Here is a 23,002-nt window from a genome sequence, read left to right on the forward strand (position 1 = left end):
CTGTATCTTTTGAGAACTTGGATATTACAGTTGATTTTGAAATAAGAGGTGGAGAAATGGAGTATAAAGACTTATCACCAGCTGTGCAAAGTGAAGAACAGTTAAGACAGCTTATTCAAGAAAAAGTAGCAGCAAAAGAGACGAACTTTCCATCGGAACGAGCGCTTGAGAATGAACTAGGTGTTAGCCGGACCACGCTTAGAAGGTCACTCGATACACTCGAAAAAGAAGCTGTTATTCAAAAAAGAAATCGTAAAGGAATCGATATTAACCAAAAGCAAACAATCAATATTTTAAAAATGAATTCCATGAGTAGTCAACTTCCTGGTGAACAAAAGGTAGAGGTATTATCCCAAGAGATAGTGGAGGGCGTAGATGATGTAAATCGCTTTTTGGTACTTGATGAAGACAAGCCTATATTTAAATTAGTACGACGGAGAATTGTTGAAAAAAAGCCATTTTCTTATGAAATTTCATTTGTAGATAGTGTCAGGTTTTCTGGGATTGAGAAGATTGATTTAAATAATTCTTCACTCTACAACGTTTTAGAGAGGGAATTTGGTATTAAACCCACCTATGGACGTGAAGAATTGCGTTTTGTATCTGCGAATGAAAAACTTGCGGAAGCTTTGAAGGTGCCACTTAATACCCCGCTTTTTGAAGTTGTGAGTAAAGCATTTGACCAAAATGATGAACCGTTTGAGTACAGCAAACAATATCTAATCGGTAATCAAATCAAATACAAAATTAATGCGAAAAATATATTTGATTACTTGGAGGATGAGTAAACATGGCAGCTAAACAACCACTATTTGAAGTAATTGCTTCGAAAATAAAAGATAGTATTAATCGTGATGAATATAAAACGGGAATGCTTATGCCAAACGAAACCGCGCTACAAGAAATTTATTCCAGTAGCCGGACAACGATTCGTCGTGCAGTGGACTTATTAGTAGAGGAAGGGCTTGTCGTACGTAAAAATGGTGTGGGCCTTTATGTACAACCAAAATTAACCGCACAAAATATTTTAGAAATGACAGGTGTTATGAAAAATGATACCAATGAAAATTTAAAGAAAGATATGAAAGACTTTTACATTCGTAAAGCTGGAAAATTTTACGCAGAAATATTTGGAATGAAAGAAAATGAACTCGTTTACTCCATTAAGTTTGTACAAAAAAGTGAGCACAGTTCTACACTAGATCGTTTAATTTTACCACTAAGTTTATACCCTGATTTACAAGCAAAGGATTTTCAAATTATTAATATTATTGAGCTTGTTAATTCAGGTAAATATAAATTATTTGAGCTTGAGCAGGAACTTCAACTTATTTTAGCTGGGAATGAGCAAATCAAAAATATGCATTTAAACGAAAATGATCCTGTTTTTAAATTAAGTAGTGTTTTTTATGCAGAAAATAATATGCCAATTGCCATCCAATATCATTATGAAGATGCTGAATCAACCAAATATGTAGTTGATTTTAACTGATAATAAGGAGGAAGAAAAATGATTCAATTTCTAAGAGTAGACCATCGTTTATTACATGGGCAAGTAGCGGTATCTTGGTTTAATGCTTTAGATGTAAATACAATTTTAGTAGCAAATGATGGGGTAGCAGCAGATGACTTTCGTAAATCTGCAATACGTTTGGCTAAACCCGAGGCCGCAAAACTAGTTATGAAAAGTATCGCTGAAAGTATTGACTCCATTAATTCGGGAGTGACTGATAAGTATAATTTACTTATTGTTGTAGAATCTGTTGAAGACGCTTACAAGCTAATCCTTGGTACAAATGGAAAGATTCCAATGCTAAATCTTGGAGGAACTAAGCAAAGAGAAGGGACATCTAACTACTCAAAAGCAGTCAATTTAACCCCTGAAGAAGTGGAAAAACTAACAGAGCTTCAAAAAGAAAAAATTGATGTATTTATGCAACAAGTGCCAAACGAGAAAAAAGTAACTTTTGAAGCATAAAAGACGAAAGAAGGGATAAATTATGGAACAGTTTGGAACAGCAATTTTGCTTGCACTTGCAGCAATGCTTGCAAATGGAGAATATTTATTTGGTTCATCAATGCTATCAAGACCACTTGTAACATGTACGCTTGCCGGACTCATCATGGGCGACGTGCAAATGGGAATTATTATGGGAGCAACTTTAGAATTAGCTTTTGTAGGATCGTTTTCTATTGGTGCATCTATTCCACCAGAAATTATTTCAGGAAGTATTCTAGGAACGGCCTTTGCAATTGCAACTGGTGAGAGCACCGCCGTAGCGTTAGCACTTGGTATTCCAATCGCCTCTTTAGTACTTGTCGTAAAAAATCTATGCTTTATTTTCGTACTACCATACTTTGTTCATAAAGCGGACAAATACGCACTCGAGGGAAATTCAAGAGGGATTAGCCGAATGCAATTACTAGGTGGATTTTTATCAATTAACTTACCAATCGGTATCATTGTTGCAACGTCCTATTTAGTTGGAAGTCCAGTGATTCAAAACGTACTTGATGCCATCCCAGCTTTTGTTATAGCAGGACTTGGTATTGCGACAGGTTTACTACCAGCATACGGTTTTGCTTTGCTACTAAAATTAATGGTCAACAAGAAGAATGCAGTATTTTTCGTATTTGGCTTTGCTTTAGCAGTTTACTTAAAAGTACCTGTAACAGGAGTAGCAATTTTCGGAGCTTGTTTAGCACTAATTTTAACAGGTTATGCAACACTTAAAAATGACAATGGACCAACGAAAAATAATACAGAGCCAGCACTTGCGAATGATGGAGGTATTAACTATGAAGATGAAGAATTCTGATGTATTAACAAAAAAAGACTTAATGAAAGTTTTCTGGCGTTCGTTCACAATGGAATGGTCATGGAACTATGAACGACAATCCAACCTAGGTTACGGCTTTTCCATGTTACCTGCCTTAAATAAAATTTTTAAAAATGATAAAGATAAACGAATTTCTTCCTATCAAAGACATTTAGAATTTTATAATGTAACGCCTTGGCTTTCCACTTTTCCACTTGGGATTTCGATTGCGATGGAAGAGCAATCAGCGAAAGATAATAACTTTGATACCGACTCCATCAATAATATAAAAGTAGCTTTAATGGGACCTTTAAGTGGAATTGGGGATTCATTCTTCTGGGGAACTTTACGAGTAATCGCTACAGGTATTGGAACTTCCCTTGCTTTACAAGGAAATATGTTAGGACCGATTTTATTCCTTCTTATTTTTAATATTCCAGCTATTCTGACTCGTTATTATGGGTTATTCATTGGTTACAATATTGGCGCTAATTTTATCGAAAAAATTCAAAAAACTGGATTAATGGATAAACTGTCTTATGGTGCTTCGGTTATTGGGCTAGCTGTAGTCGGAGCCATGGTCGCCACGATGGTAAACATTAATATGCCAATGAAATTTGGTTCTGGTGATGATGCAGTAACGATTCAAAGCGTTTTTGATGGTATCGTTCCAGGAATACTAGCACTTGGTTTTACCTTCTTTATTTTCTGGTTAGATAAAAAAGGACTTAAAGCACACTGGATTCTTTTATTAATCGCAGGAATTGGGATTTTAGGAGCATTCACTGGTTTATTAAAATAAGTAGGTGAAAAAATGAAAAATATGGATTACTATATCCGGTCAGAACAAGATGTTTATGAAAATATAATCCGAAATCGGAAGGAACTTTTACAAGACATCCTTCAGATGAAGCATACGGATTATGAAGCTATCGTAATTTTTGCAACAGGATCAAGTTCTAATGCAGCGTTCTCGGCACAGTTATACATGTCGGCGAAACTAGCTGTACCGGTTTATGTAGAAGAACCGTCTACAGCAGCTAACTACATGCTTCATTTAAACAAAAACACATTATATATCGCTATATCCCAAGGCGGACACAGTTACTCCACTATTCATCTTGTAAAAGAAATTGAGCGTCAAGGCGGTATTGTTTTCACCTTAACGAGCAATTTAACGAGTCCAATTGCGAAAGCAGGTACGCACACAATTGATCTTGGAATGGGCATAGAAGAAATGCCATATGTCACACTTGGCTACAGTGCAACGATTCTAATGTTGAATTTAGTGGCGCTTGAGATGGCTCTTTTACAAAATAAAATGTTGGAGACGGAATATCAGACGGAAATTGCAGAATTGAAAAAAATTACCGCTCATTTACCACAAGTGATAGAGAAATCAGCTATTTGGGTAGAAGAGCATACACAAGAATTGATGGAAGCTGAGCGGATTTTCTTTATCGGTTATGGTGCCGCTTATGGTGTAGCTCGTGAAGGAGAAACAAAAGTAACGGAAACCATCCGAATTACTTCTTTTGGTAAAGAACTAGAAGAATATATGCATGGTCCTTATATAGGTTTATCCGAGAAGGACTATATTATCTTCATTGAGCCACAAGGATTACTAGAAGATCGTGCTCAAAAACTAAAACAATTTTTAAAAGGTCATGTAAAGAAAATCCGGACAATTTATGCAGATACAGGCGGAGAAAATGCGGATGACTTATTACTTGGTGTGCGGGCAGCAGAACTTCTAACACCATTATTTATGACTATCCCTGTTCATTTATTATCCTTTAAAATTTCTAAGGAAAAAGGCATTAATTTAGAAGTGTCTGCTTTTCCGGAATTCGACCAAATAACAAAATCCAAAATTTAATCATAGAAAGTAGGAATGAGTAGTGCTAAAATTTGATGAACAAAAAATGAAAGAAAACATGGAAGGGGCGCTGAAGTTACGCCCACAAATTAATGAAGTGGTAGACCAAATACACAACCGAGGATTTAGCAATATTTGCTGGCTAGGAATTGGCGGAACATACGCCTCTGCCATGCAAGCGGTGGTTCATATGAAAGAAAAAACAGCGCTAGAGACTTTTTATGAAAACGCAGCGGTATTTCTAACTACAGGTAATAAACGTGTCACCAAAGATACACTTGTAGTTATCTCATCAGTAACCGGAAGCACGCAAGAAGTAGTAGATGCAGTGAAAAAATGTAATGAAATTGGCGCGACTGTATTTGGATTTATTGATAAAGCAGAAACAGAACTTGCAAATTTAGTAGATCACTTAATCTCGTATCCGTTAAATGAACAATTGAAATTCTTTATGGTAGCAGATCGTTTTATGTATTTAGCAGGTGAATTTGATGATTATGATGCGTTTTATCAAGAAATGGATCAACATTTTGCTAAAGGGATTGTAAAAGTAGAAAAAGCGGCAGATAAATTTGGGCAAGAATTTGCCCTAAAACATCATCAAGACGACATTCATTATTTCGTTGGTGCTGGGAACCAGTGGGGTGCGACCTATTCTTACGCAATGTGCTACTGGGAAGAACAACACTGGATTAAAACAAAATCGATTGAGTCACATGAGTTTTTCCATGGCATGTTTGAAATTGTGGAGCGGGATACACCAGTTACTATTTACGTTACCGAAGACAGCCAGCGCTCATTAAGTGAACGGGTAGTTAATTTCATTCCGCAAATTTGTGCTAATTATACAGTAATTGATGCAAAAGATTACGATATGCCAGGTATTTCCGCTAAATTCAGAGGGGCGTTGTCGCCATTTATTATCCACGCAGTTAACAATCGTATTGATGTACACGTGGAAAAAATCAATTGTCATCCAATGGAAATTAGAAGATATTATCGTCAGTTAGACTATTAAAAAGGCGGTTTAGAAAATGAAAGCAATTTTTGTTTGTACTCACGGAAATGCCGCAAAAGAACTCATACAATCTGCTGAGATGATTTGTGGTAAACAAGAAAATACAAGTTTTGTTCCTTTTGAAGTAAATGAATCCGCGGAAAATTTACAGGCGAAAATTGCCAGTGAAGTAGCTAAACTCAATTTAACAGAAGGAATCCTATTTCTAACAGATTTAAAAGGTGGCACGCCATTTAATGTACTCGTTCGCCTACTTGATAATTTTAATGAAGTAGAACTTGTTGCAGGAGTGAATATTCCGCTTCTATTAGAGGCATTCCTCAGTCGGGAAGTACTATCCTTAAAAGAACTTGCGAATCAAGTTGCCGAAACTGGGCGGTTAGGCATTTATGAATATACCGCGCCACTTGAGGAAATAGAAGAAGATTTTTAAGAAAAAAAAAGACAGCCCAGGCTGTCTTTTTTTTTTCTTCCCCCTCGAACTCTTTCCGTTCTTACGTTATACTAAAAAGAAAACGATGGAGGGATGAAATGGATAAACAAAAAGAACAGCTCAGTGTGGAGGTGGCGAGACTTTATTATCAATCCGATCTCGGTCAGCAAGAAATCGCCACGCGCTTAGGTGTTTCTAGACCGACCGTTTCCAGATTGCTCCAAAACGCAAAAATAAAAGGATACGTCAAGATTGAAGTTCAAGATCCATTTTCTAATCTCGCAGAACTAGCGGCGGCTTTAAAAGAAAAATACCAACTAAAAAATGTTACCGTTGCTTTCAGTCAAACAAATGATTATAGTGAAATCACTAAGCAAATCAGCCAAAGTGCTGCAGAATATTTAGAAGAAATTATCCGTGATGGCGATATTCTTGGTGTGAGTTGGGGAACTACAATGTATAAAATTGCCCAAAAACTGACCCAATTAAAAGCAGAAATAAAAGTCGTCCAGCTAAAAGGCGGTGTGAGTCACTCTGATGTGAATACATATGCTGCTGAGACGTTAGCTTTATTCGGTGCAGCCTATGACACAGCACCAGTATCACTACCTCTGCCTGTTGTACTTGATAACCCGCTTACGAAACAAATGGTAGAAGCAGATCGTCATATAAAAAATATCATCGAACTTGGCAAAAAAGCCAATATCGCTATTTTTACAGTAGGAACTGTGCGTGATGAAGCCTTGCTTTTCCGCCTAGGCTATTTTTCTGATGAAGAAAAGGCTCGCCTAAAAGAAAAAGCAGTTGGTGATATTTGTTCGCGCTTTTTCACTATCAATGGAGAAATTGCCGATGGAAAAATGGACGAACGTACCATTGGCGTCAATTTGCATGATTTAAAACAAAAAGAAACAGCTATCCTTGTCGCAGGTGGTGAACGAAAAATAAAAGCAATTCACGGTGCGCTTTGTGGTGGTTATGCCAACCATTTTATTACCGACCAATTTACCGCAAAACAGCTACTTGAACAAAATTTCATCAATTAGTTTACAAATGTTCGTTAGTGCGGTATGATGAAACCAAATCCAATTTTAAAGGAGTTTTTACAATGATAATTGCCAAAATGATCGACCATACTGCTTTAAAACCAGACACAACGAAAGAACAAATTTTAACATTAACAAAAGAAGCAAGAGAATATGGTTTTGCTTCCGTATGCGTGAACCCAACTTGGGTAAAACTATCCGCTGAACAGCTGTCTGGAGCAGAATCCGTAGTATGTACTGTTATCGGTTTCCCGCTAGGAGCAAATACCCCAGAAGTAAAAGCTTTTGAAGTAAAAGATGCTATCAAAAACGGTGCAAAAGAAGTGGACATGGTTATCAACATCGGCGCACTAAAAGACAAAGACGACGAATTAGTAGAACGTGATATTCGTGCTGTAGTCGATGCTGCCAAAGGAAAAGCCTTGGTAAAAGTAATTATTGAAACTTGCCTATTAACAGACGAAGAAAAAGTTCGCGCATGTGAAATCGCTGTAAAAGCAGGAACAGACTTCGTTAAAACATCCACTGGATTCTCCACAGGTGGCGCAACTGCCGAAGATATTGCTTTAATGCGTAAAACTGTAGGACCAAACATCGGCGTAAAAGCATCTGGCGGAGTTCGTACAAAAGAAGATGTAGAAAAAATGATTGAAGCGGGCGCAAATCGTATTGGCGCAAGTGCAGGTGTTGCAATTGTTTCCGGCGAAAAACCAGCTAAACCAGATAATTACTAATTTTGAATGAAACCCCTTTATTATTATTCTCAAATGTGGCAAAATAAGGAGAATAGATAATCTGACTGGGGGAGTTTAAATGGCTGCAACCATCCGCGAAATAGCAGAAAAGACAGGCGTTTCAATTACGACGATTTCTCAAATTTTGAATGGTAAAGGGGAACGATTTAGCGACTTAACTCGTGAAAAAGTCCTAAAAACAGCAAAAGAGATGTCTTACAAACCAAACTTTTTCGCTAAAAATATGATTGTTAGTCACACAAACACCATCGGAATGATTGTCCCGGAAGTAACTGATCCTTTTTTCTCCCAAATGGTAAAAGGGGCGGAAGATTACTTAAATAAAGAAGGCTACATGATTATGCTCTGTAACTCTTCTAATGATAAAGAACGAGAAGATTTATATGTAGAAGAATTATTGCACCGGGCTGTCGATGGCTTAATTATCGCCAGCCCTAATATTCTGCTTTCGGGTGTTATTAAACGTATGGAAGAGAAGCGTTCACCGTATATTTTACTTGATCGTCAGCGAAATCCGAGGCAAGAAGGAAATATTGCAATTGATGATTTCAAAGGCGGTTATATGGCGACCGAGCATTTAATAAAGCTGGGCCATGCGCGCATCGGAATCATTATTTCGGATACATCTTTTTATAACGTACATGAACGCTACGAGGGTTACTTGGCGTGCATGAAAGACTATAAACTTACTGTAAAAGATGCTTGGATTGTGAGCGGGGATCAGACGATGAATGGCGGCTATGTTGCAACGCAAAAATTACTCCAAGAAAATCTGAGCGCTATTTTTGCAACCAATGATTTAATGGCGATGGGAACCTACCGAGCAGCACTCGAAAAAAACCTGAGCATTCCTAATGATCTTAGCGTCATCGGTTTTGATGATATTGAACTTTCCGAATATATGACCCCGCCACTTACGACAATCCGTCAACCAATTTATGGTATTGGCGAAATTGCTGCCGAACTATTACTAAAAAATCTCCAAAATCCAACCGAGAAATTAGAGAATCGTTTACTCGATATTTCACTAATCAATCGTAGTAGTACAAAAAGTATTGACAACCAGTAAGAGAGTAAGTTATAGTGAGCATGTTAAGCACATGTTCTTGTTTAGTAAAACGGTTTACTTAAAAAGTGTAACCGTTCTCAATAAAGGTACATAAAATGCTAAAGTGGACAAAAAGAAAGGGTGAAGAGAAATGAGAATGGTGGATATTATTTCCAAGAAAAGGGACGGCAAAGCTTTATCAACAGAAGAAATTCAGTTTTTCATTGATGGCTATACAAATGGGGAAATTCCAGATTATCAAGCAAGCGCTCTAGCCATGGCAATCTTTTTCCAAGATATGAATGACCAAGAACGCGCAGATTTAACAATGGCAATGGTTGGCTCTGGCGATACGATTGATCTATCCGCAATCGATGGCATCAAAGTCGATAAACATAGTACTGGTGGGGTTGGTGATACAACAACACTTGTTCTTGCCCCGCTCGTAGCAGCAGTTGGCGTGCCAGTCGCGAAAATGTCTGGACGCGGCCTAGGTCACACAGGAGGAACCATTGATAAACTAGAATCTATCGAAGGCTTCCACATCGAACTAGATAAGAAAGATTTCATTGACCTTGTAAACCGCGACAAAGTAGCAGTTATTGGCCAATCAGGGAACCTTACTCCAGCCGATAAAAAAATGTACGCGCTTCGTGATGTAACAGGAACCGTAAACTCAATTCCACTCATTGCAAGCTCCATTATGAGTAAAAAAATTGCAGCTGGCGCAGATGCAATCGTACTAGATGTAAAAACCGGTGCTGGTGCATTTATGAAAACCGACGAAGATGCGGAAAACCTAGCACATGCAATGGTTCGTATTGGTAATAACGTTGGTAGAAATACAATGGCAGTTATTTCTGATATGTCTCAACCACTTGGTGAAGCAATCGGAAATGCTTTAGAAGTAAAAGAAGCTATTGATACATTAAAAGGTCAAGGTCCAGAAGACTTAACTGAATTAGTTCTCGTACTAGGTAGTCAAATGGTCGTTCTTGCTAAACAAGCGGAAACCCTAAATGAAGCCCGTGCTAAACTAATCGAAGTAATCGAAAATGGTGCAGCACTAGAGAAATTCAAAACCTTCCTTTCTAATCAAGGCGGTGATGCAAGTATTGTTGACCATCCAGAAAAACTCCCACAAGCCAAATACCAGATCGAAGTACCCGCTAAAACATCCGGTTTCGTAAGCCAAATCGTTGCTGATGAAATTGGTATTGCTGCAATGATCCTAGGCGCTGGTCGCGCAACAAAAGAAGACGAAATCAATTTGGCTGTAGGTTTAAAGTTGCGTAAAAAAGTTGGCGAACAAGTCAAAGAAGGCGAATCTCTTGTAACGATTTTCGCTGACCAAGAAGATGTCGAAAATGTAAAAGCAAAAATTTACGAAAACATTCAAATTTCCGACCACGCAACAGCACCAACGCTTATTCATAAAGTGATTACAGAATAAAAGAAAGCTCCCAATTTAATTTGGGAGCTTTCTTTTTCAATTTTCCGCGGCTTCAATCTGTTCTAACATATCTGGCGTACTTAAATCGCTTCTAAGAAATTCTGTTGTTTGTGGTAACTGAAGCTCGAATTCAGTTTGTTGTGCAACTTCCACCGTACCTTCAAGCATTTCGTAATCAAATACGTGACCACCAATTTTGCGCATGTCATCAATGAAGTGTACATGATAACCCGAAACACCAATACCGCTAATATAAGCAGGTGTCCAGAAACCGACAATTGTACCAGTAATATATTCAAAGTGATACGTTGGCTGTTCCTTCACCGCTTCAATAAGTGGCGGATACGGTCTTTGTTGTTTCGGAACAACACGAGTGTCCACATAACGGAAATTCCCAGTCATTTTCACTGCGTAAAAAACGTTCGGTCCTTGTACTAATTCCGCGATTTTTTCTTCCACTGCTTGTTTCGAAGTAGGTTCTGAAACAGTAAAAGATGTGTCGGCTTCAAAAAAAGTAGTGCTCGCATAAGGTGTTGTGTCTTCTGGTTTTACTTTATAAGCTTGACCATCTGAGCGTATTTGAAAAGCTTCCCCGTCCAAAATAATTAGTTCGCCATCAAATTGATCAAGCGTTCCTATACCGAGGTCACCGTGTTGTAGTAATTCTTTAAAACTTGTCGTTCCGCTAAAAAGACCACCAACAAGTGCTGCCATTGTAGAATGCTGAAATAATCGATTTTTTCTTACTGTGTCCATCATTGCCACTCCTTGAATTGTTATATATAAAAAGTTGTTTTTAAATAATACAGTTTAATTTCTATATGTTCATTATACTACTTTATAACCTTAAACAAAAGATTTTAAACTGATTCTCAAAATAAACTGTTACTATAACAGATGGATAAACTGTAATATAAATAGGCTCCCGCTTCATGCGAGAGCCCATTTTAAACAAGTAATGTGTAAAGTGTTTGGTTATCATTAATCGGTATATAACTCGGATCAAAAGCAGCAACCCGGTCAAGCAAACCTTCATAATCATTTTTATTTTGCAACAAAACACCGATAATAACTGGTCCATTACCGCGATTGACTTTTTTCGTATATTCGAATTTGGTGATATCGTCATGTGGGCCGAGCACATCGTTAACAAACTCTTTCAAAGCCCCAGGACGTTGCGAGAAATTGACGATAAAATAATGCTTTAATCCTTCATGCAGAAGGGAACGCTCTTCAATTTCTTGCATTCGGTTAATGTCATTATTTCCACCGCTAACGATGCAAACAACTGTCTTGTCCTTAATCTCTTCACGGTAAGTTTCAAGTGCGGTAACGGATAGTGCACCAGCTGGTTCTGCGACAATCGCTTGCTTCGTATACATATCCAAAATCGTAGAACAAACAGCACCTTCAGAAACAGTTGTCACTTCATCGACTAATACTTTCGCATGTTGGAACGTTAAGCTACCAACTTCTTTTACCGCAGCCCCATCGACAAATTTATCAATCTTATCTAGTGCTACGACCTGATTTTGCTTTAAAGCTTCCGTCATCGAAGGCGCGCCGTCAGGTTCCACCCCAATGATTTTCGTGATAGGGCTCTTCGCTTTGAGATAGGTTGCAACACCGCTAATAAGTCCACCACCACCAATTCCAGCAAAAACATAATCTGCTTGCTCATGGGCTTTATTTAAATCTTTTACCATTTCTACAGCAAGAGATCCTTGCCCAGCAATAATATCAGGGTCATCAAACGGTGGGATAAAAGTTTGGCCATGCGCGGCAGCAAATTCTTTTGCAGCAGTTGCAGAAGCATCAAACGTATCACCAACTAAAACTACTTCCACATTACTACCACCGAAAAATTTTACTTGTGATACTTTTTGTTGTGGGGTGGTCGTCGGCATAAAAATCGTAGCTGGAACTGTCATTCGTTTACACGTATAAGCAACTCCTTGGGCATGGTTTCCAGCACTAGCACACGCGACTCCTTTTTCTAATTGCTCGGCTGACAATCTAGAAATAGCATAAAAAGCACCACGTAATTTAAAGGAACGCACTCTTTGCAAATCTTCACGTTTTAGATAGACATTGCAATGATATTTTTCCGAAAGATAAAAATCATATTCAAGCGGAGTATGTTTGACGACCGGCTTTAAGACATCATAGGCTTTTTCGACATCTTCTTCTGATACTAATAAGTCAACTAATTCCATCATCCTCACTACCTTTTCTTATATTGAATCCACTTTTTGTTCGTAGGCTTTAATCGCATCTATATGTTCAAATGTGATGGCGATATCATCAAGCCCGTTAATAAATTTATTTTTCCATGTAGCATCAATTTCAAAAGGGTAGGTACCAACTGAACTAATAACTTGTTGGTTGGGCAAGTCAATTGTCACATTCTCATCAGCAGTAAGTTTGGCTAGTTTTTCACGCGCTTCTCTAGGAAGGACAATAGGGAGCACGCCGTTTTTCGTACAATTCATATAAAAAATATCACTATAACTGCCAGCAATAATTACACGAAAACGATAGTCGAGTAGTGCCCATGCGGCATGTTCCCTCGAAGACCCACAACCAAAGTTATCCCCAGTAATCAAAATTGTCGCTTCTTGGCGGTCCGGAGCATTGAGCGGAAAATCCGGATTTGGTTTACGGTTCGGTAGGTAGCGCCAACTATCAAATAGAAATTCACCAAAACCAGTACGTTCGATTCGTTTTAAGAAACTTTTTGGAATGATTTGATCGGTATCAATATTGTCATTCATTAGTGCTACTGTTTTACCGATGTGTACTTTAATTTCCTCCACTGATAACCGCCTCCTTTCGTACATCAATAAAGTGTCCGTTGATTGCCGCCGCTGCAGCCATTGCTGGAGAAACAAGATGGGTACGTGCCCCTTTACCTTGGCGCCCCTCAAAATTACGATTTGAAGTAGAAGCACAATGGACACCATCTGGAACTTGGTCGGGATTCATTCCGAGACACATTGAACAACCAGGTTCACGCCATTCAAAACCAGCTTCTATAAAAATTTTATCTAGCCCAATAGATTCTGCCGCATTACGAACTTGGCGAGAACCAGGAACAACGAGTGCACGAATGTTATTTTTTACTTTGTTTCCTTTGACGATACGAGCGGCTTCTTCTAAATCAGAAAGTCTGGCATTCGTACAAGATCCAATAAACACATAGCCAAGCTCGATTTCTTCAGCAGTTTGACCAGGTTTTAGGCCCATATATTCATAAGCGCGCTCATAGTTCATATCTTTAATTTCCGGAAATGCTTTTGAAAAAGGGACACCCATCTCTGGATTTGTTCCCCAAGTGACGTACGGTTCTAAAATACTAGCATCCATTTCGATATGAAGGTCATATTCCGCATCTGGGTCTGTTTTAAGTGTTTCCCAATCACGAATGGCTTTTTCCATGTCAGAAGGAGCATATTCACGACCGCGAACATATTCAAAAGTAGTTTCATCTGGCGCCATCATGCCCATTTTTGCGCCGCCTTCAATTGCCATGTTACAAATCGTCATTCGTTCTTCCATGGACATATTGCGAATCGTTTCGCCATAATACTCGACGGCATAGCCAGTTCCAAAAGCGACACCATATGTGGCAATTAAATGCAAAATAATATCTTTTGCATAAACGCCTTTTGGAAGTTTTCCGTTAATTTCAATCCCCATAGATTTTGGCTTTTGTTGCCAAATAGTTTGAGTGGCAAAAACATGTTCTACTTCACTAGAGCCAATCCCGAAACCAATCGCGCCAAATGCACCATGTGTTGCCGTATGCGAATCTCCACATACAATCACTTTTCCAGGTTGAGTAAGACCAGTTTCAGGTCCAACCATATGAACGATTCCTTGTCGGTCGCTGCCCATATCAGCTAGCGTTACCCCGAATTCCTCGCAGTTAGTCTGTAATGCTTCAATTTGTTTTTTAGCAACTAGATCTTGAATATTGAAAATATCTTCAGTTGGAACATTATGATCCATTGTAGCAAAGGTTTTATCTGGTCTCCGCAGTGGACGATTTTCCATTCTTAATCCTTCAAACGCTTGAGGAGAAGTGACTTCATGAATCAAATGAAGGTCAACATATAATAATTGTGGTTCACCTTCTTTACCATAAATCACATGGCGGTTCCAAAGTTTATCAAAAAGTGTTTTCCCCATTTTATTCTCCTCCTTCAATTTGTTTTAGAACTTCATTTGTAAAATCGGTTGTGGAAGTATTACCTCCAAGATCAGCCGTTAAAAATCCAGCTTGCATTGTTCTTGCTGTAGCAGCATCAATTGCATCTGCTTCTTTAAAAAGAGAGAAAGATTGGCGGAGCATCATTGACACTGAAGAAATCATTGACATCGGGTTGGCAATATTTTGATTAGCAATGTCTGGTGCAGATCCGTGAATTGGTTCATATAAAGAAGGTCCGTCTTCCGCATGGCTAGCAGAAGGGAGCATGCCCAGAGAACCAGTAATAACAGAAGCTTCATCGCTTAAAATGTCACCAAATAAATTTTCCGTTACGATTACATCGAATGTCGTTGGTCGTTGAATCATTAGCATTGCAGCCGCATCAACATATAAATGCTCTAGTGTAATATCTGGATGACGGCTTGCTACTTCTTCAGCAATTTTGCGCCATAATTTACTTGAGGCTAGTACATTTGCTTTATCAACAGAAGTTACTTTTTTATTTCTAGTCGAAGCAATTTCGAATGCCTTTTCTATAATTCGTTCGATTTCTACGCGAGTATAGGTTAAAGAATCAATCGCCGCCTTGTCATCCCAATGTTTCGGTTTCCCAAAATAAAGTCCACCAGTCAACTCACGAACAACAACAAAATCAGTGTTTTCGACAATTTCCTTTTTTAAAGGAGAGAGGTGTGTGATAGAACTTGGAACTTGGATGGGACGGATGTTAGCGAAGAGACCAAGCGCTTTTCGTAGCGAAAGCAAGCCGTCTTCGGGGCGTCTCGGCGCGTTATCCCATTTAGGACCACCAATGGCTCCAAGTAAAATAGCATCTGCATCTTGGCACGCTTTTAAAGTTTCGGGGGGGATTGGATCACCAGTTGCATCAATTCCGGCTCCTCCAAAAGGATGCGATTCAATTTCAAATGTATGATTATATTTGGCAGCGATAGCTTCTAGTATTTTGATTCCAGAAGCCATAATTTCCGGACCAATACCGTCACCTGCTAAGGAAGTAATTTTATATGCCACGTTACTTTACCTCCTCGAAATCAGCTTGCTTACTTGTAGTTTTGCTTTTTCCAGATGCTTGCAAATAAGCTTTAGCACTAGCTGTTAAAACGTCAAAATCAATACCGATACCATGGAAATCAGTGCCATTAGCATCTTTAATGATGACATGGACTTCTGCTTGAGCATCTTGGCCTGCTGTAATCGCTTGAATACGATAATCGGTTAATTCAATATCTTGTTTCATTAGTCGGTTAATAGTATTATAAATGGCTTCAATACTTCCAGAACCTGTTGCTGCATCTTCTATTAACGCGCCATCACGTTCTTCAATCCGCACGATGGCACCTTGGACACCACCAGTAACGTACTGTACTTGTAAATGTTTTAATTCGAAAGCATCATGAGATTCAGAAGATTGACCAAGAATTAGCGCATGCAAGTCTTCTTCGGTCACGTCTTTTTTTGCATCTGCAAGTTGTTTGAAACGTTTAAAAGCATCTTTTTGTTCTTGTTCACTTAGCGTATAACCCATTTCTTCCATTCGTGTATTGAAGGCATGTTTTCCAGAAAGTTTGCCAAGGGGAAGAGAATTTTTATCAACACCAACAAGAGCAGGGGTGATGATCTCGTACGTATCTGGGTTTTTTAGAACGCCATCTTGGTGAATACCGGATTCATGTGCGTAAGCATTTCCACCAATTACAGCTTTATTACGCGGAACAGGCATACCAGACAAGCGGCTAATCAAATCACTTGAGTTTTTAAATTGATTTAAGACAATATTTGTTTCTGCTTGATAAAAATCTTTACGGATATGAAGTGCGACTGCTACTTCTTCAAGGGCTGTATTTCCGGCACGTTCACCAATACCATTAATCGTTCCTTCAACGCGTCTTGCACCATTTTCGATTGCAGCAAGCGCATTCGCAGTTGCCATACCAAGGTCATCATGGCAATGGGAAGCGAAAATAATATCATCAAATTGCTTTATTTCGCGGCGCAAATCTTGGAATAATTGCCCGAATTCGGTCGGGTTTGTATATCCGACTGTATCCGGAATGTTGATGACAGTTGCTCCTGCATCAATCGCTGTTTGCACTGCTTCAATCAGAAAAGCACGATCTGACCGTGTTGCATCTTCTGGTGAAAACTGTACTACTTCAAATTTTTGTCTAGCATAATTAATGTGGTGTTTAATGGAAGCAAGAACTTCCGCCCGACTCATTTTTAATTTGTATTCCATATGCACATCGCTCGTTGCTAAGAAGATATGTATTTGCGGGGAAACTGCATCTTTAAGTGCTTCTTCCGCGCGGTCAATATCCGCTTCAACACAGCGTGCTAGCCCTGTTACAGAACAATGTTTAATCGCTTTTGCAATTGCCTTGACGCATTCAAAATCTCCAGGAGAAGAAATCGGAAAGCCGGCTTCAATCACATCAATTCCAAGTTTTTCGAGTTGTAAGGCAATCTGGATTTTCTCCTTTACGTCAAAATTAACTCCAGGGGTTTGTTCGCCATCTCTAAGTGTAGTATCAAAAAACTGGATTTTCTTCATTCGATTTCACCTCTTGTTTTATATTAGATAGGGAAGCTTGGATTTTTCCTGCTTTCAGTATCAGTTTAAGAAAGAAACACGTTCTATCTTAAACTCATATGGAAAAAAGATAAACGGTTGCTAGGCGAGTTTTCGCCTAGCAATCCGAGTTAAGTATTAATGTTGTGGTTTGACAAATGGCATCATTTCACGAAGTTCTGCTCCAACTTTTTCGATTTGATGACCTTGTTGTTCTTTGCGCATTCTATGGAACTCTTTAAAACCATTTTTATTGTCGTTGATGAAAGATTTAGCAAAGTTACCATTTTGAATATCTGTAAGTACTTCTTTCATGGCTTTTTTCGTATCGGCAGTAACAACGCGAGGGCCGGAAACATAGTCGCCGTACTCTGCTGTATTAGAGATAGAGTGGCGCATTTTTTCCATGCCGCCTTCATACATTAAATCAACAATCAGCTTCATTTCGTGTAATACTTCAAAATAAGCAAGTTCAGGTTGGTAGCCAGCCTCAACAAGTGTTTCAAAACCAGCTTGGATAAGGTGAGTCGCGCCACCACAAAGAACTGCTTGTTCGCCGAATAGATCGGTTTCTGTTTCTTCTTTGAACGTTGTTTCGATAACACCTGCGCGAGTTGCGCCAATACCTTTTGCGTAAGATAGGGCCGTATCACGTGCGTTTCCAGTGGCATCTTGGTAGATGGCGAATAGGGAAGGGACAGCGCCACCTTCAACAAATGTGCGACGAACTAAGTGACCAGGACCTTTTGGAGCTACTAGGAAAACATCTACATCGCTTGGAGGATTAATTACATCAAAATGAATATTAAAACCGTGAGCAAAAACAAGTGCGTTGCCAGCTTTTAGGTTAGGTTTAATTTCGTTTTCATATGTTTCGCCTTGCGTTTCATCTGGCAAGAGAATCATGATAACATCTGCTTTTTCAGCGGCTTCGCTAACAGAATAAACATCAAAGCCATCATTTCTGGCAGATTCGGCAGACTTTCCTTCACGAATGCCGATAATAACGTTATTGCCATTGTCACGTAGATTTTGCGAATGTGCATGACCTTGCGAACCATACCCGATTACTGCTACTGTTTTACCTTCTAGTGCGTTGTTTTTTACTGCATCTTCATAATAAACTTTTGTCATTTTTCCTAACCTCCAACTAATTTCTTTTTATATTTCAGAATAGCGATGTGCTTTTCTGATGCTAACAAAGCAACGGGTTGCTTTGTAGTAAATGATTTAACCCATTTTTTTAGGGCTTCTTGTAAAGCCGGTTACGCCGGTTCTAGCCATCTGCTTAATGCCATATGGGCGAACTGTGTCAACGAAAGCATCAATTTTTTCGCTTGTACCAGTTACTTGGATAACAACATTTTTCGTGCCAACATCAATGACGGTGGCGCGAAAAGGTTCGATTACTGCGTTTAGCTCAGAACGTAAAGCAGCAGGGGAGTTGATTTTAAGTAAAGCTAGTTCGCGTTCGATATGCGCATCGTCAGTAATATCACTAACTTTGAGCACATCAATTTGTTTGTTGAGCTGTTTTGTTACTTGTTCGATTTCGTATAAGGAATCGACATGGACAACGATAGTAATTCGTGAAACATTCGGGATTTCGGTCCAGCCGACAGAGATGCTATCAATATTGTATTGGCGTCTGGAGATAACCCCAGTTATACGATTTAGTACGCCAGATGAGTTATTCACTGTAGCAGTAATGATTCGGCGCATTTATTCCACTCCTTCCATTTGGTGATTTGGTTTGCCGCTTGGAACCATTGGAAGTACTAGTTCATCTTTTGCAACATGAACATCAATGACAATTGGACCAGGGTGCGCAAATGCTTTTCTTAAATCTTTTTCTAGTGTTTCCGGATTCGTCAAGCGAACACCTTTGACACCGTAAGCTTCAGATAGTTTGACAAAATCTGGTTGACTCGTGAAAATCGAATGGGAATACCTTTCGCCGTGGAATTTTTCTTGCCACTGACGAACCATACCGAGCGAGCCATTATTGATAATCACTGTTTTTACATTAATTTGATAATCGTTTAAAATTGCCAGTTCTTGATTAGTCATTTGGAAACCACCATCGCCAACAATGGCAACTACTGTTTTATCTGGAAAAGCAAGTTGTGCCCCAACAGCTGCTGGGAAGCCAAAGCCCATTGTACCAAGACCGCCACTTGTAATAATTTGATGATCAAATTGGAACGGATAGAACTGTGCCGCCCACATTTGATGCTGCCCAACGTCTGTAGAAACAAGTGCTTCACCTTGTGTAATTTCACCAATTAGTTCAATCACCCGCTGCGGTTTAATTTCTGCTTTTTTCGTTCTGTCAAAATTAAAAGGATGACGGTTTTTACGTGTCATATTTAACTTGTACCAATGGGATGTGTCTGGGTGAACCGGAAGTTCCATTTGCAGTAGTTGTGTGAGCGTTTCGTTAATATCAGCTACAATTGGAATTTGGGTTTCGATAATTTTGCCGATTTCAGCAGGATCAATGTCGATATGCGCAATGGTTGCTTTTGTGGCAAATTCTTTCGGCGCACTTGCAAGCCGGTCGTCAAATCTAGAGCCAAAATTAATCAGTAAGTCACAATCTGTTAGCGCCATATTTGCTGCGTAAGAACCGTGCATTCCTCCCATGCCAAGGAACAAATCGTGGCTTTGCGGGAAACTTCCCAGACCGAGAAGTGTATTAACGATTGGGATTTGATAACGTTCAGCGAATTCAAGTAATTCAGCTGTAGCTCTCGCATGATTAACGCCAGCACCTGCAAGTATGAGTGGTTTGCTTGCGGCGGATAGAGATTGCATTAGTTTTTCGAGTTGAAGCGGGTTCGGTGAATAAGTCGGTTGATAACCTGGCAAATCAATGGTATCTGGTCGAATAGACTCTGTTTGGATAATCCCCATGTCTTTTGGAATATCAACGACAACAGGACCTTTACGTCCAGTACTTGCGATATGAAAAGCTTCGTTGACGATTTTTGGTAAGTCACGAACATCACGCACTTGGTAATTATATTTCGTAATGGGAATCGTTAGCCCAATCATATCAGCTTCTTGGAAAGCATCTTTACCAATACCTGGCGTATGAACTTGTCCGGTGAAAATTACTAACGGAATCGAATCACTCATCGCATCCGCAATACCAGTTAATACATTTGTTGCTCCAGGTCCACTCGTTACAACCACCACACCAGGTTTCCCAGTAACTCGAGCGTAACCTTCCGCAGCATGAATCGCTCCTTGCTCGTGTCTTGTTAGAATATGTGGGATATCGCAGTCATAAAAAGCATCATAGAGAGGGAGAACCGCGCCACCCGGATAGCCAAAAATCATCTCGACTTGTTGTTTTTTTAAGGAGTCAATTAAAAGTTCCGCTCCACTTTTATTTTGCTTTTTTGTGGCTTTTTCATTTGTCTTTGTCGTATCAATCACGCTTATCACCCCTTTTTTTAGTCGATTAAATCTTCTGGAATTTGCAAAATACCGCCAGTATGGGCACTAGTTACGAGAGCAGTGTATCTTGCAAGATAACCAGTTTTTACTTTCGCTTTAAATTTTGGTAATTCTTTTCTTCGTTCTTCTAAAACTTCATCAGAAACATCTACATTTAATGTCCGGTTTGGTAAATCAATCGTGATAATATCCCCGTCATGAACAAGTGCAATCGGTCCACCAGCAGCAGCTTCAGGAGAAATGTGACCAACAGCAATTCCGCGTGTTGCTCCAGAGAAACGGCCATCTGTAATGAGTGCCACATCTTTTCCTAGACCGCGACCAACGATACTAGAAGTTGGAGCTAGCATTTCTGGCATTCCTGGTCCGCCTTTTGGTCCTTCATAGCGAATAACTACTACATGACCTTCGCGAACCGTATGATTATCAATTGCCTCAACTGCCTCATCATGAGAGCTAAAGCAAATCGCTTCTCCTTTAAAAACTTGTACAGAAGGGTCTACACCGCCAACTTTGATAGTCGCTCCTTTGGGTGCGATATTTCCAAACAACATCGAAAGTCCACCAACTGGGCTATATGGATTTTCTTTTGGATGGATAACGTCTGTATTATTAATTTTTGCATCCGCAACATTTTCTCTAATTGTTTTTCCAGTAACCGTTATTCGATCTGGATGGATAGCGCCGCCAAGATCAACAAGTTCTTTTATAATGGCAGAAACACCACCAGCTTCATGTACATCATGCATAGAGTAAGAAGAAGAGGGCGCGATTTTGGAAAGGTAAGGGACACGTTTAGCGATGTCGTTGATACGTTCCAAATCGTAGTCTTCAATACCAGCTTCATTTGCAAGAGCAAGAGTATGTAAAACGGTATTTGTCGAGCCACCCATTGCCATGTCTAGAGCAAATGCATCATCTATAGCATCCTTCGTAATAATGTCTCGAGGACGAATATCTTTTTTCACTAAATCCATTAAATGAAATGCTGACTCTCTAATAAGGTCGCGTCGTGCATCGGATACAGCAAGAGTTGTACCATTTCCTGGGACAGCCATGCCTAGGATTTCCATTAAGCAGTTCATTGAGTTTGCTGTGAACATACCTGCACAAGATCCGCAAGTTGGGCATGCGTTTGCTTCCATATCAAGGAAATCTTCTTGAGAAATGCTACCTTCTTTAAAAGCACCAACAGCCTCAAAAACGGAAGAAAGAGTGAGGGCTTTGCCGTGAGCAGATAGCCCAGCTTTCATTGGGCCTCCTGAACAGAAGATAGCAGGCACGTTTGTACGAACCGAAGCTAGAAGCATACCTGGCGTGATTTTGTCACAATTAGGAATGTAGAAAACGCCGTCAAACCAGTGCGCATTGATTACCGTTTCCGCTGCATCCGCGATAACTTCACGAGAGGGAAGAGAGTATCTCATACCAATGTGCCCCATAGCAATTCCGTCATCTACACCAATCGTATTAAATTCAAATGGAATCCCGCCAGCCTCTCTGATTGCTTCTTTAGCCACATCGGCAAGTTCCCGTAAATGAACATGACCTGGCACAATATCAATATAAGAGTTACAAATAGCGATAAATGGTTTATCCATATCACCTGGACTTTTAATTTGACCTGTAGCATGAAGCAAACTTCTTGCTGGTGCTTGTTCTACACCTTTTTTTATTTTGTCACTACGCATATGACGTTACCCCATTTCTAATTAAGAATTATTTGCCGACACTGAATTTTTAGAATTCACTAAATAGCGTGGCATTAATATATATGTTTAAGTATCTGCTTGCTTGATAATGGCTTTTCGATGCTTGAAAACTCGAAATCTAGCTAAAGAAAAAGCACCCCAATGATGAAAACAATGGGATGCTTTGCTAGAATCCCATTTAACGTAAACAGGACTCAAACTACTGTAAAATTCTACAGTGCTCAAAGCCCTTCTAGAGTAATAAAATTGTAATGACTGATTTAGTCGTTTTCATAAGTCATTAACTCCTTCGTTAAATGGTTTTATTTTTTCGATTAGTCGCACATTTTTGAAAAAAATTAATATCAAGAAATGTTATGTTAGTATTTAATATATATGGTTGTAATGCGATTGTCAATTGTTATTTCAAAAGTTTTCCATCAGTTTGCACAATTCAAGCAACTTACACTTTTAGCTATAATTAGTACCAGGTCTTATATTTGAAGTATAACTTAAATGGAAGCGCATTCAAAAATGAAAGGTCAAGTATATAGTCAGAATAGTTTTATTTTTATAGTTTTACTTTATTTAA

General features: G+C 39.2%; 22 protein-coding genes. 12 read left to right on the forward strand and 10 right to left on the reverse strand.

Translation table 11 applies throughout. From position 1 onward, the window contains the following. The first annotated feature begins 56 nt into the window (after positions 1 to 56). The 12 genes from HCB45_RS00650 (at position 57) to HCB45_RS00705 (ending at position 10,451) form a co-directional block, all read left to right on the forward strand. Entirely contained in the window at positions 57 to 788 is a 732-nt protein-coding gene (locus tag HCB45_RS00650; RefSeq protein ID WP_185618303.1) for a GntR family transcriptional regulator, read from the forward strand. Between the two features lie 2 nt (positions 789 to 790). Beyond that, positions 791 to 1,492: a GntR family transcriptional regulator gene (locus HCB45_RS00655; RefSeq protein ID WP_185319193.1), complete on the forward strand. Its 702-nt coding sequence runs from the start codon at positions 791 to 793 to the stop codon at positions 1,490 to 1,492. A gap of 18 nt (positions 1,493 to 1,510) precedes the next feature. Then, positions 1,511 to 1,978 (forward strand): PTS sugar transporter subunit IIB, encoded by a 468-nt coding sequence (locus tag HCB45_RS00660; RefSeq protein ID WP_185319192.1) that lies wholly within the window; start codon positions 1,511 to 1,513, stop codon positions 1,976 to 1,978. A gap of 22 nt (positions 1,979 to 2,000) precedes the next feature. Then, positions 2,001 to 2,819 carry a PTS mannose/fructose/sorbose/N-acetylgalactosamine transporter subunit IIC gene (locus tag HCB45_RS00665; RefSeq protein WP_160466100.1) on the forward strand — a complete coding sequence of 273 codons (819 nt, stop codon included), beginning with the start codon at positions 2,001 to 2,003 and terminating at the stop codon, positions 2,817 to 2,819. After that, on the forward strand, positions 2,800 to 3,621 hold the full coding sequence (locus HCB45_RS00670; RefSeq protein ID WP_185319191.1) for a PTS system mannose/fructose/sorbose family transporter subunit IID: 822 nt from the start codon (positions 2,800 to 2,802) through the stop codon (positions 3,619 to 3,621). Before HCB45_RS00665 ends, HCB45_RS00670 begins: the two co-directional genes overlap by 20 nt. Before the next feature lie 12 nt (positions 3,622 to 3,633). Further along, on the forward strand, positions 3,634 to 4,698 hold the full coding sequence (locus HCB45_RS00675) for an SIS domain-containing protein (protein WP_185618305.1): 1,065 nt from the start codon (positions 3,634 to 3,636) through the stop codon (positions 4,696 to 4,698). A gap of 22 nt (positions 4,699 to 4,720) precedes the next feature. Continuing rightward, complete coding sequence (locus HCB45_RS00680) at positions 4,721 to 5,716, forward strand: SIS domain-containing protein (RefSeq protein ID WP_185618307.1); 996 nt, start codon at positions 4,721 to 4,723, stop codon at positions 5,714 to 5,716. Positions 5,717 to 5,732: 16 nt separating this feature from the next. Continuing rightward, on the forward strand, positions 5,733 to 6,149 hold the full coding sequence (locus HCB45_RS00685; RefSeq protein ID WP_185319188.1) for a PTS sugar transporter subunit IIA: 417 nt from the start codon (positions 5,733 to 5,735) through the stop codon (positions 6,147 to 6,149). A gap of 98 nt (positions 6,150 to 6,247) precedes the next feature. After that, a complete protein-coding gene (deoR, locus tag HCB45_RS00690) occupies positions 6,248 to 7,195 on the forward strand; it encodes a DNA-binding transcriptional repressor DeoR (protein WP_185618309.1) in 948 nt (315 codons plus the stop codon). A 62-nt stretch (positions 7,196 to 7,257) separates the two neighbouring features. Beyond that, positions 7,258 to 7,929: a deoxyribose-phosphate aldolase gene (gene deoC / locus HCB45_RS00695; RefSeq protein WP_185618311.1), complete on the forward strand. Its 672-nt coding sequence runs from the start codon at positions 7,258 to 7,260 to the stop codon at positions 7,927 to 7,929. 79 nt (positions 7,930 to 8,008) lie between these two features. Beyond that, the gene (locus tag HCB45_RS00700) at positions 8,009 to 9,019 is read left to right on the forward strand and encodes a substrate-binding domain-containing protein (protein ID WP_185319185.1); all 1,011 of its coding nucleotides are present in this window, start codon (positions 8,009 to 8,011) and stop codon (positions 9,017 to 9,019) included. Positions 9,020 to 9,149: 130 nt separating this feature from the next. Continuing rightward, a complete protein-coding gene (locus tag HCB45_RS00705) occupies positions 9,150 to 10,451 on the forward strand; it encodes a pyrimidine-nucleoside phosphorylase (RefSeq protein ID WP_185319184.1) in 1,302 nt (433 codons plus the stop codon). Positions 10,452 to 10,487: 36 nt separating this feature from the next. On the opposite strand, the gene budA is transcribed toward HCB45_RS00705, so the two are convergent. The 10 genes from budA to ilvD form a co-directional block, all read right to left on the reverse strand. Continuing rightward, positions 10,488 to 11,207, reverse strand: coding sequence for an acetolactate decarboxylase (gene budA / locus HCB45_RS00710; protein WP_185319183.1), 720 nt, complete (start codon positions 11,205 to 11,207; stop codon positions 10,488 to 10,490). 191 nt (positions 11,208 to 11,398) lie between these two features. Beyond that, a complete protein-coding gene (ilvA, locus tag HCB45_RS00715; protein ID WP_185319449.1) occupies positions 11,399 to 12,667 on the reverse strand; it encodes a threonine ammonia-lyase in 1,269 nt (422 codons plus the stop codon). 18 nt (positions 12,668 to 12,685) lie between these two features. Then, a complete protein-coding gene (gene leuD / locus HCB45_RS00720) occupies positions 12,686 to 13,267 on the reverse strand; it encodes a 3-isopropylmalate dehydratase small subunit (RefSeq protein ID WP_185319182.1) in 582 nt (193 codons plus the stop codon). Next, complete coding sequence (gene leuC / locus HCB45_RS00725; RefSeq protein WP_185618313.1) at positions 13,254 to 14,642, reverse strand: 3-isopropylmalate dehydratase large subunit; 1,389 nt, start codon at positions 14,640 to 14,642, stop codon at positions 13,254 to 13,256. The genes leuD and leuC overlap by 14 nt, the downstream gene beginning before the upstream one ends. Before the next feature lies 1 nt (position 14,643). Then, positions 14,644 to 15,696 carry a 3-isopropylmalate dehydrogenase gene (leuB, locus tag HCB45_RS00730; RefSeq protein ID WP_185618315.1) on the reverse strand — a complete coding sequence of 351 codons (1,053 nt, stop codon included), beginning with the start codon at positions 15,694 to 15,696 and terminating at the stop codon, positions 14,644 to 14,646. A gap of 1 nt (position 15,697) precedes the next feature. After that, complete coding sequence (locus HCB45_RS00735; protein ID WP_185618317.1) at positions 15,698 to 17,236, reverse strand: 2-isopropylmalate synthase; 1,539 nt, start codon at positions 17,234 to 17,236, stop codon at positions 15,698 to 15,700. 156 nt (positions 17,237 to 17,392) lie between these two features. Beyond that, complete coding sequence (ilvC, locus tag HCB45_RS00740; protein ID WP_003723151.1) at positions 17,393 to 18,388, reverse strand: ketol-acid reductoisomerase; 996 nt, start codon at positions 18,386 to 18,388, stop codon at positions 17,393 to 17,395. Between the two features lie 96 nt (positions 18,389 to 18,484). Then, complete coding sequence (gene ilvN / locus HCB45_RS00745) at positions 18,485 to 18,976, reverse strand: acetolactate synthase small subunit (protein WP_003723150.1); 492 nt, start codon at positions 18,974 to 18,976, stop codon at positions 18,485 to 18,487. Further along, entirely contained in the window at positions 18,977 to 20,698 is a 1,722-nt protein-coding gene (ilvB, locus tag HCB45_RS00750) for a biosynthetic-type acetolactate synthase large subunit (protein WP_185618319.1), read from the reverse strand. It abuts the gene before it with no gap. A 17-nt stretch (positions 20,699 to 20,715) separates the two neighbouring features. Next, positions 20,716 to 22,410, reverse strand: coding sequence for a dihydroxy-acid dehydratase (gene ilvD, locus HCB45_RS00755; protein ID WP_185618321.1), 1,695 nt, complete (start codon positions 22,408 to 22,410; stop codon positions 20,716 to 20,718). Between the last annotated feature and the right edge of the window lie 592 nt (positions 22,411 to 23,002).

Source organism: Listeria farberi, assembly GCF_014229245.1.
GTDB lineage: Bacteria > Bacillota > Bacilli > Lactobacillales > Listeriaceae > Listeria > Listeria farberi.

What these genes read in the sequence shown, in the direction of transcription:
- ilvD (WP_185618321.1), bottom strand. Translation starts at nt 22,410, where the DNA reads ATGCGTAGTGACAAAATAAAAAAAGGTGTAGAACAAGCACCAGCAAGA.
- HCB45_RS00655 (WP_185319193.1), top strand. Translation starts at nt 791, where the DNA reads ATGGCAGCTAAACAACCACTATTTGAAGTAATTGCTTCGAAAATAAAA.
- deoC (WP_185618311.1), top strand. Translation starts at nt 7,258, where the DNA reads ATGATAATTGCCAAAATGATCGACCATACTGCTTTAAAACCAGACACA.
- HCB45_RS00675 (WP_185618305.1), top strand. Translation starts at nt 3,634, where the DNA reads ATGAAAAATATGGATTACTATATCCGGTCAGAACAAGATGTTTATGAA.
- HCB45_RS00665 (WP_160466100.1), top strand. Translation starts at nt 2,001, where the DNA reads ATGGAACAGTTTGGAACAGCAATTTTGCTTGCACTTGCAGCAATGCTT.
- HCB45_RS00735 (WP_185618317.1), bottom strand. Translation starts at nt 17,236, where the DNA reads ATGAAGAAAATCCAGTTTTTTGATACTACACTTAGAGATGGCGAACAA.
- leuC (WP_185618313.1), bottom strand. Translation starts at nt 14,642, where the DNA reads ATGGGGAAAACACTTTTTGATAAACTTTGGAACCGCCATGTGATTTAT.
- HCB45_RS00705 (WP_185319184.1), top strand. Translation starts at nt 9,150, where the DNA reads ATGAGAATGGTGGATATTATTTCCAAGAAAAGGGACGGCAAAGCTTTA.
- ilvN (WP_003723150.1), bottom strand. Translation starts at nt 18,976, where the DNA reads ATGCGCCGAATCATTACTGCTACAGTGAATAACTCATCTGGCGTACTA.
- deoR (WP_185618309.1), top strand. Translation starts at nt 6,248, where the DNA reads ATGGATAAACAAAAAGAACAGCTCAGTGTGGAGGTGGCGAGACTTTAT.
- HCB45_RS00660 (WP_185319192.1), top strand. Translation starts at nt 1,511, where the DNA reads ATGATTCAATTTCTAAGAGTAGACCATCGTTTATTACATGGGCAAGTA.
- HCB45_RS00700 (WP_185319185.1), top strand. Translation starts at nt 8,009, where the DNA reads ATGGCTGCAACCATCCGCGAAATAGCAGAAAAGACAGGCGTTTCAATT.
- HCB45_RS00650 (WP_185618303.1), top strand. Translation starts at nt 57, where the DNA reads ATGGAGTATAAAGACTTATCACCAGCTGTGCAAAGTGAAGAACAGTTA.
- HCB45_RS00685 (WP_185319188.1), top strand. Translation starts at nt 5,733, where the DNA reads ATGAAAGCAATTTTTGTTTGTACTCACGGAAATGCCGCAAAAGAACTC.
- budA (WP_185319183.1), bottom strand. Translation starts at nt 11,207, where the DNA reads ATGGACACAGTAAGAAAAAATCGATTATTTCAGCATTCTACAATGGCA.
- ilvC (WP_003723151.1), bottom strand. Translation starts at nt 18,388, where the DNA reads ATGACAAAAGTTTATTATGAAGATGCAGTAAAAAACAACGCACTAGAA.
- ilvA (WP_185319449.1), bottom strand. Translation starts at nt 12,667, where the DNA reads ATGGAATTAGTTGACTTATTAGTATCAGAAGAAGATGTCGAAAAAGCC.
- HCB45_RS00670 (WP_185319191.1), top strand. Translation starts at nt 2,800, where the DNA reads ATGAAGATGAAGAATTCTGATGTATTAACAAAAAAAGACTTAATGAAA.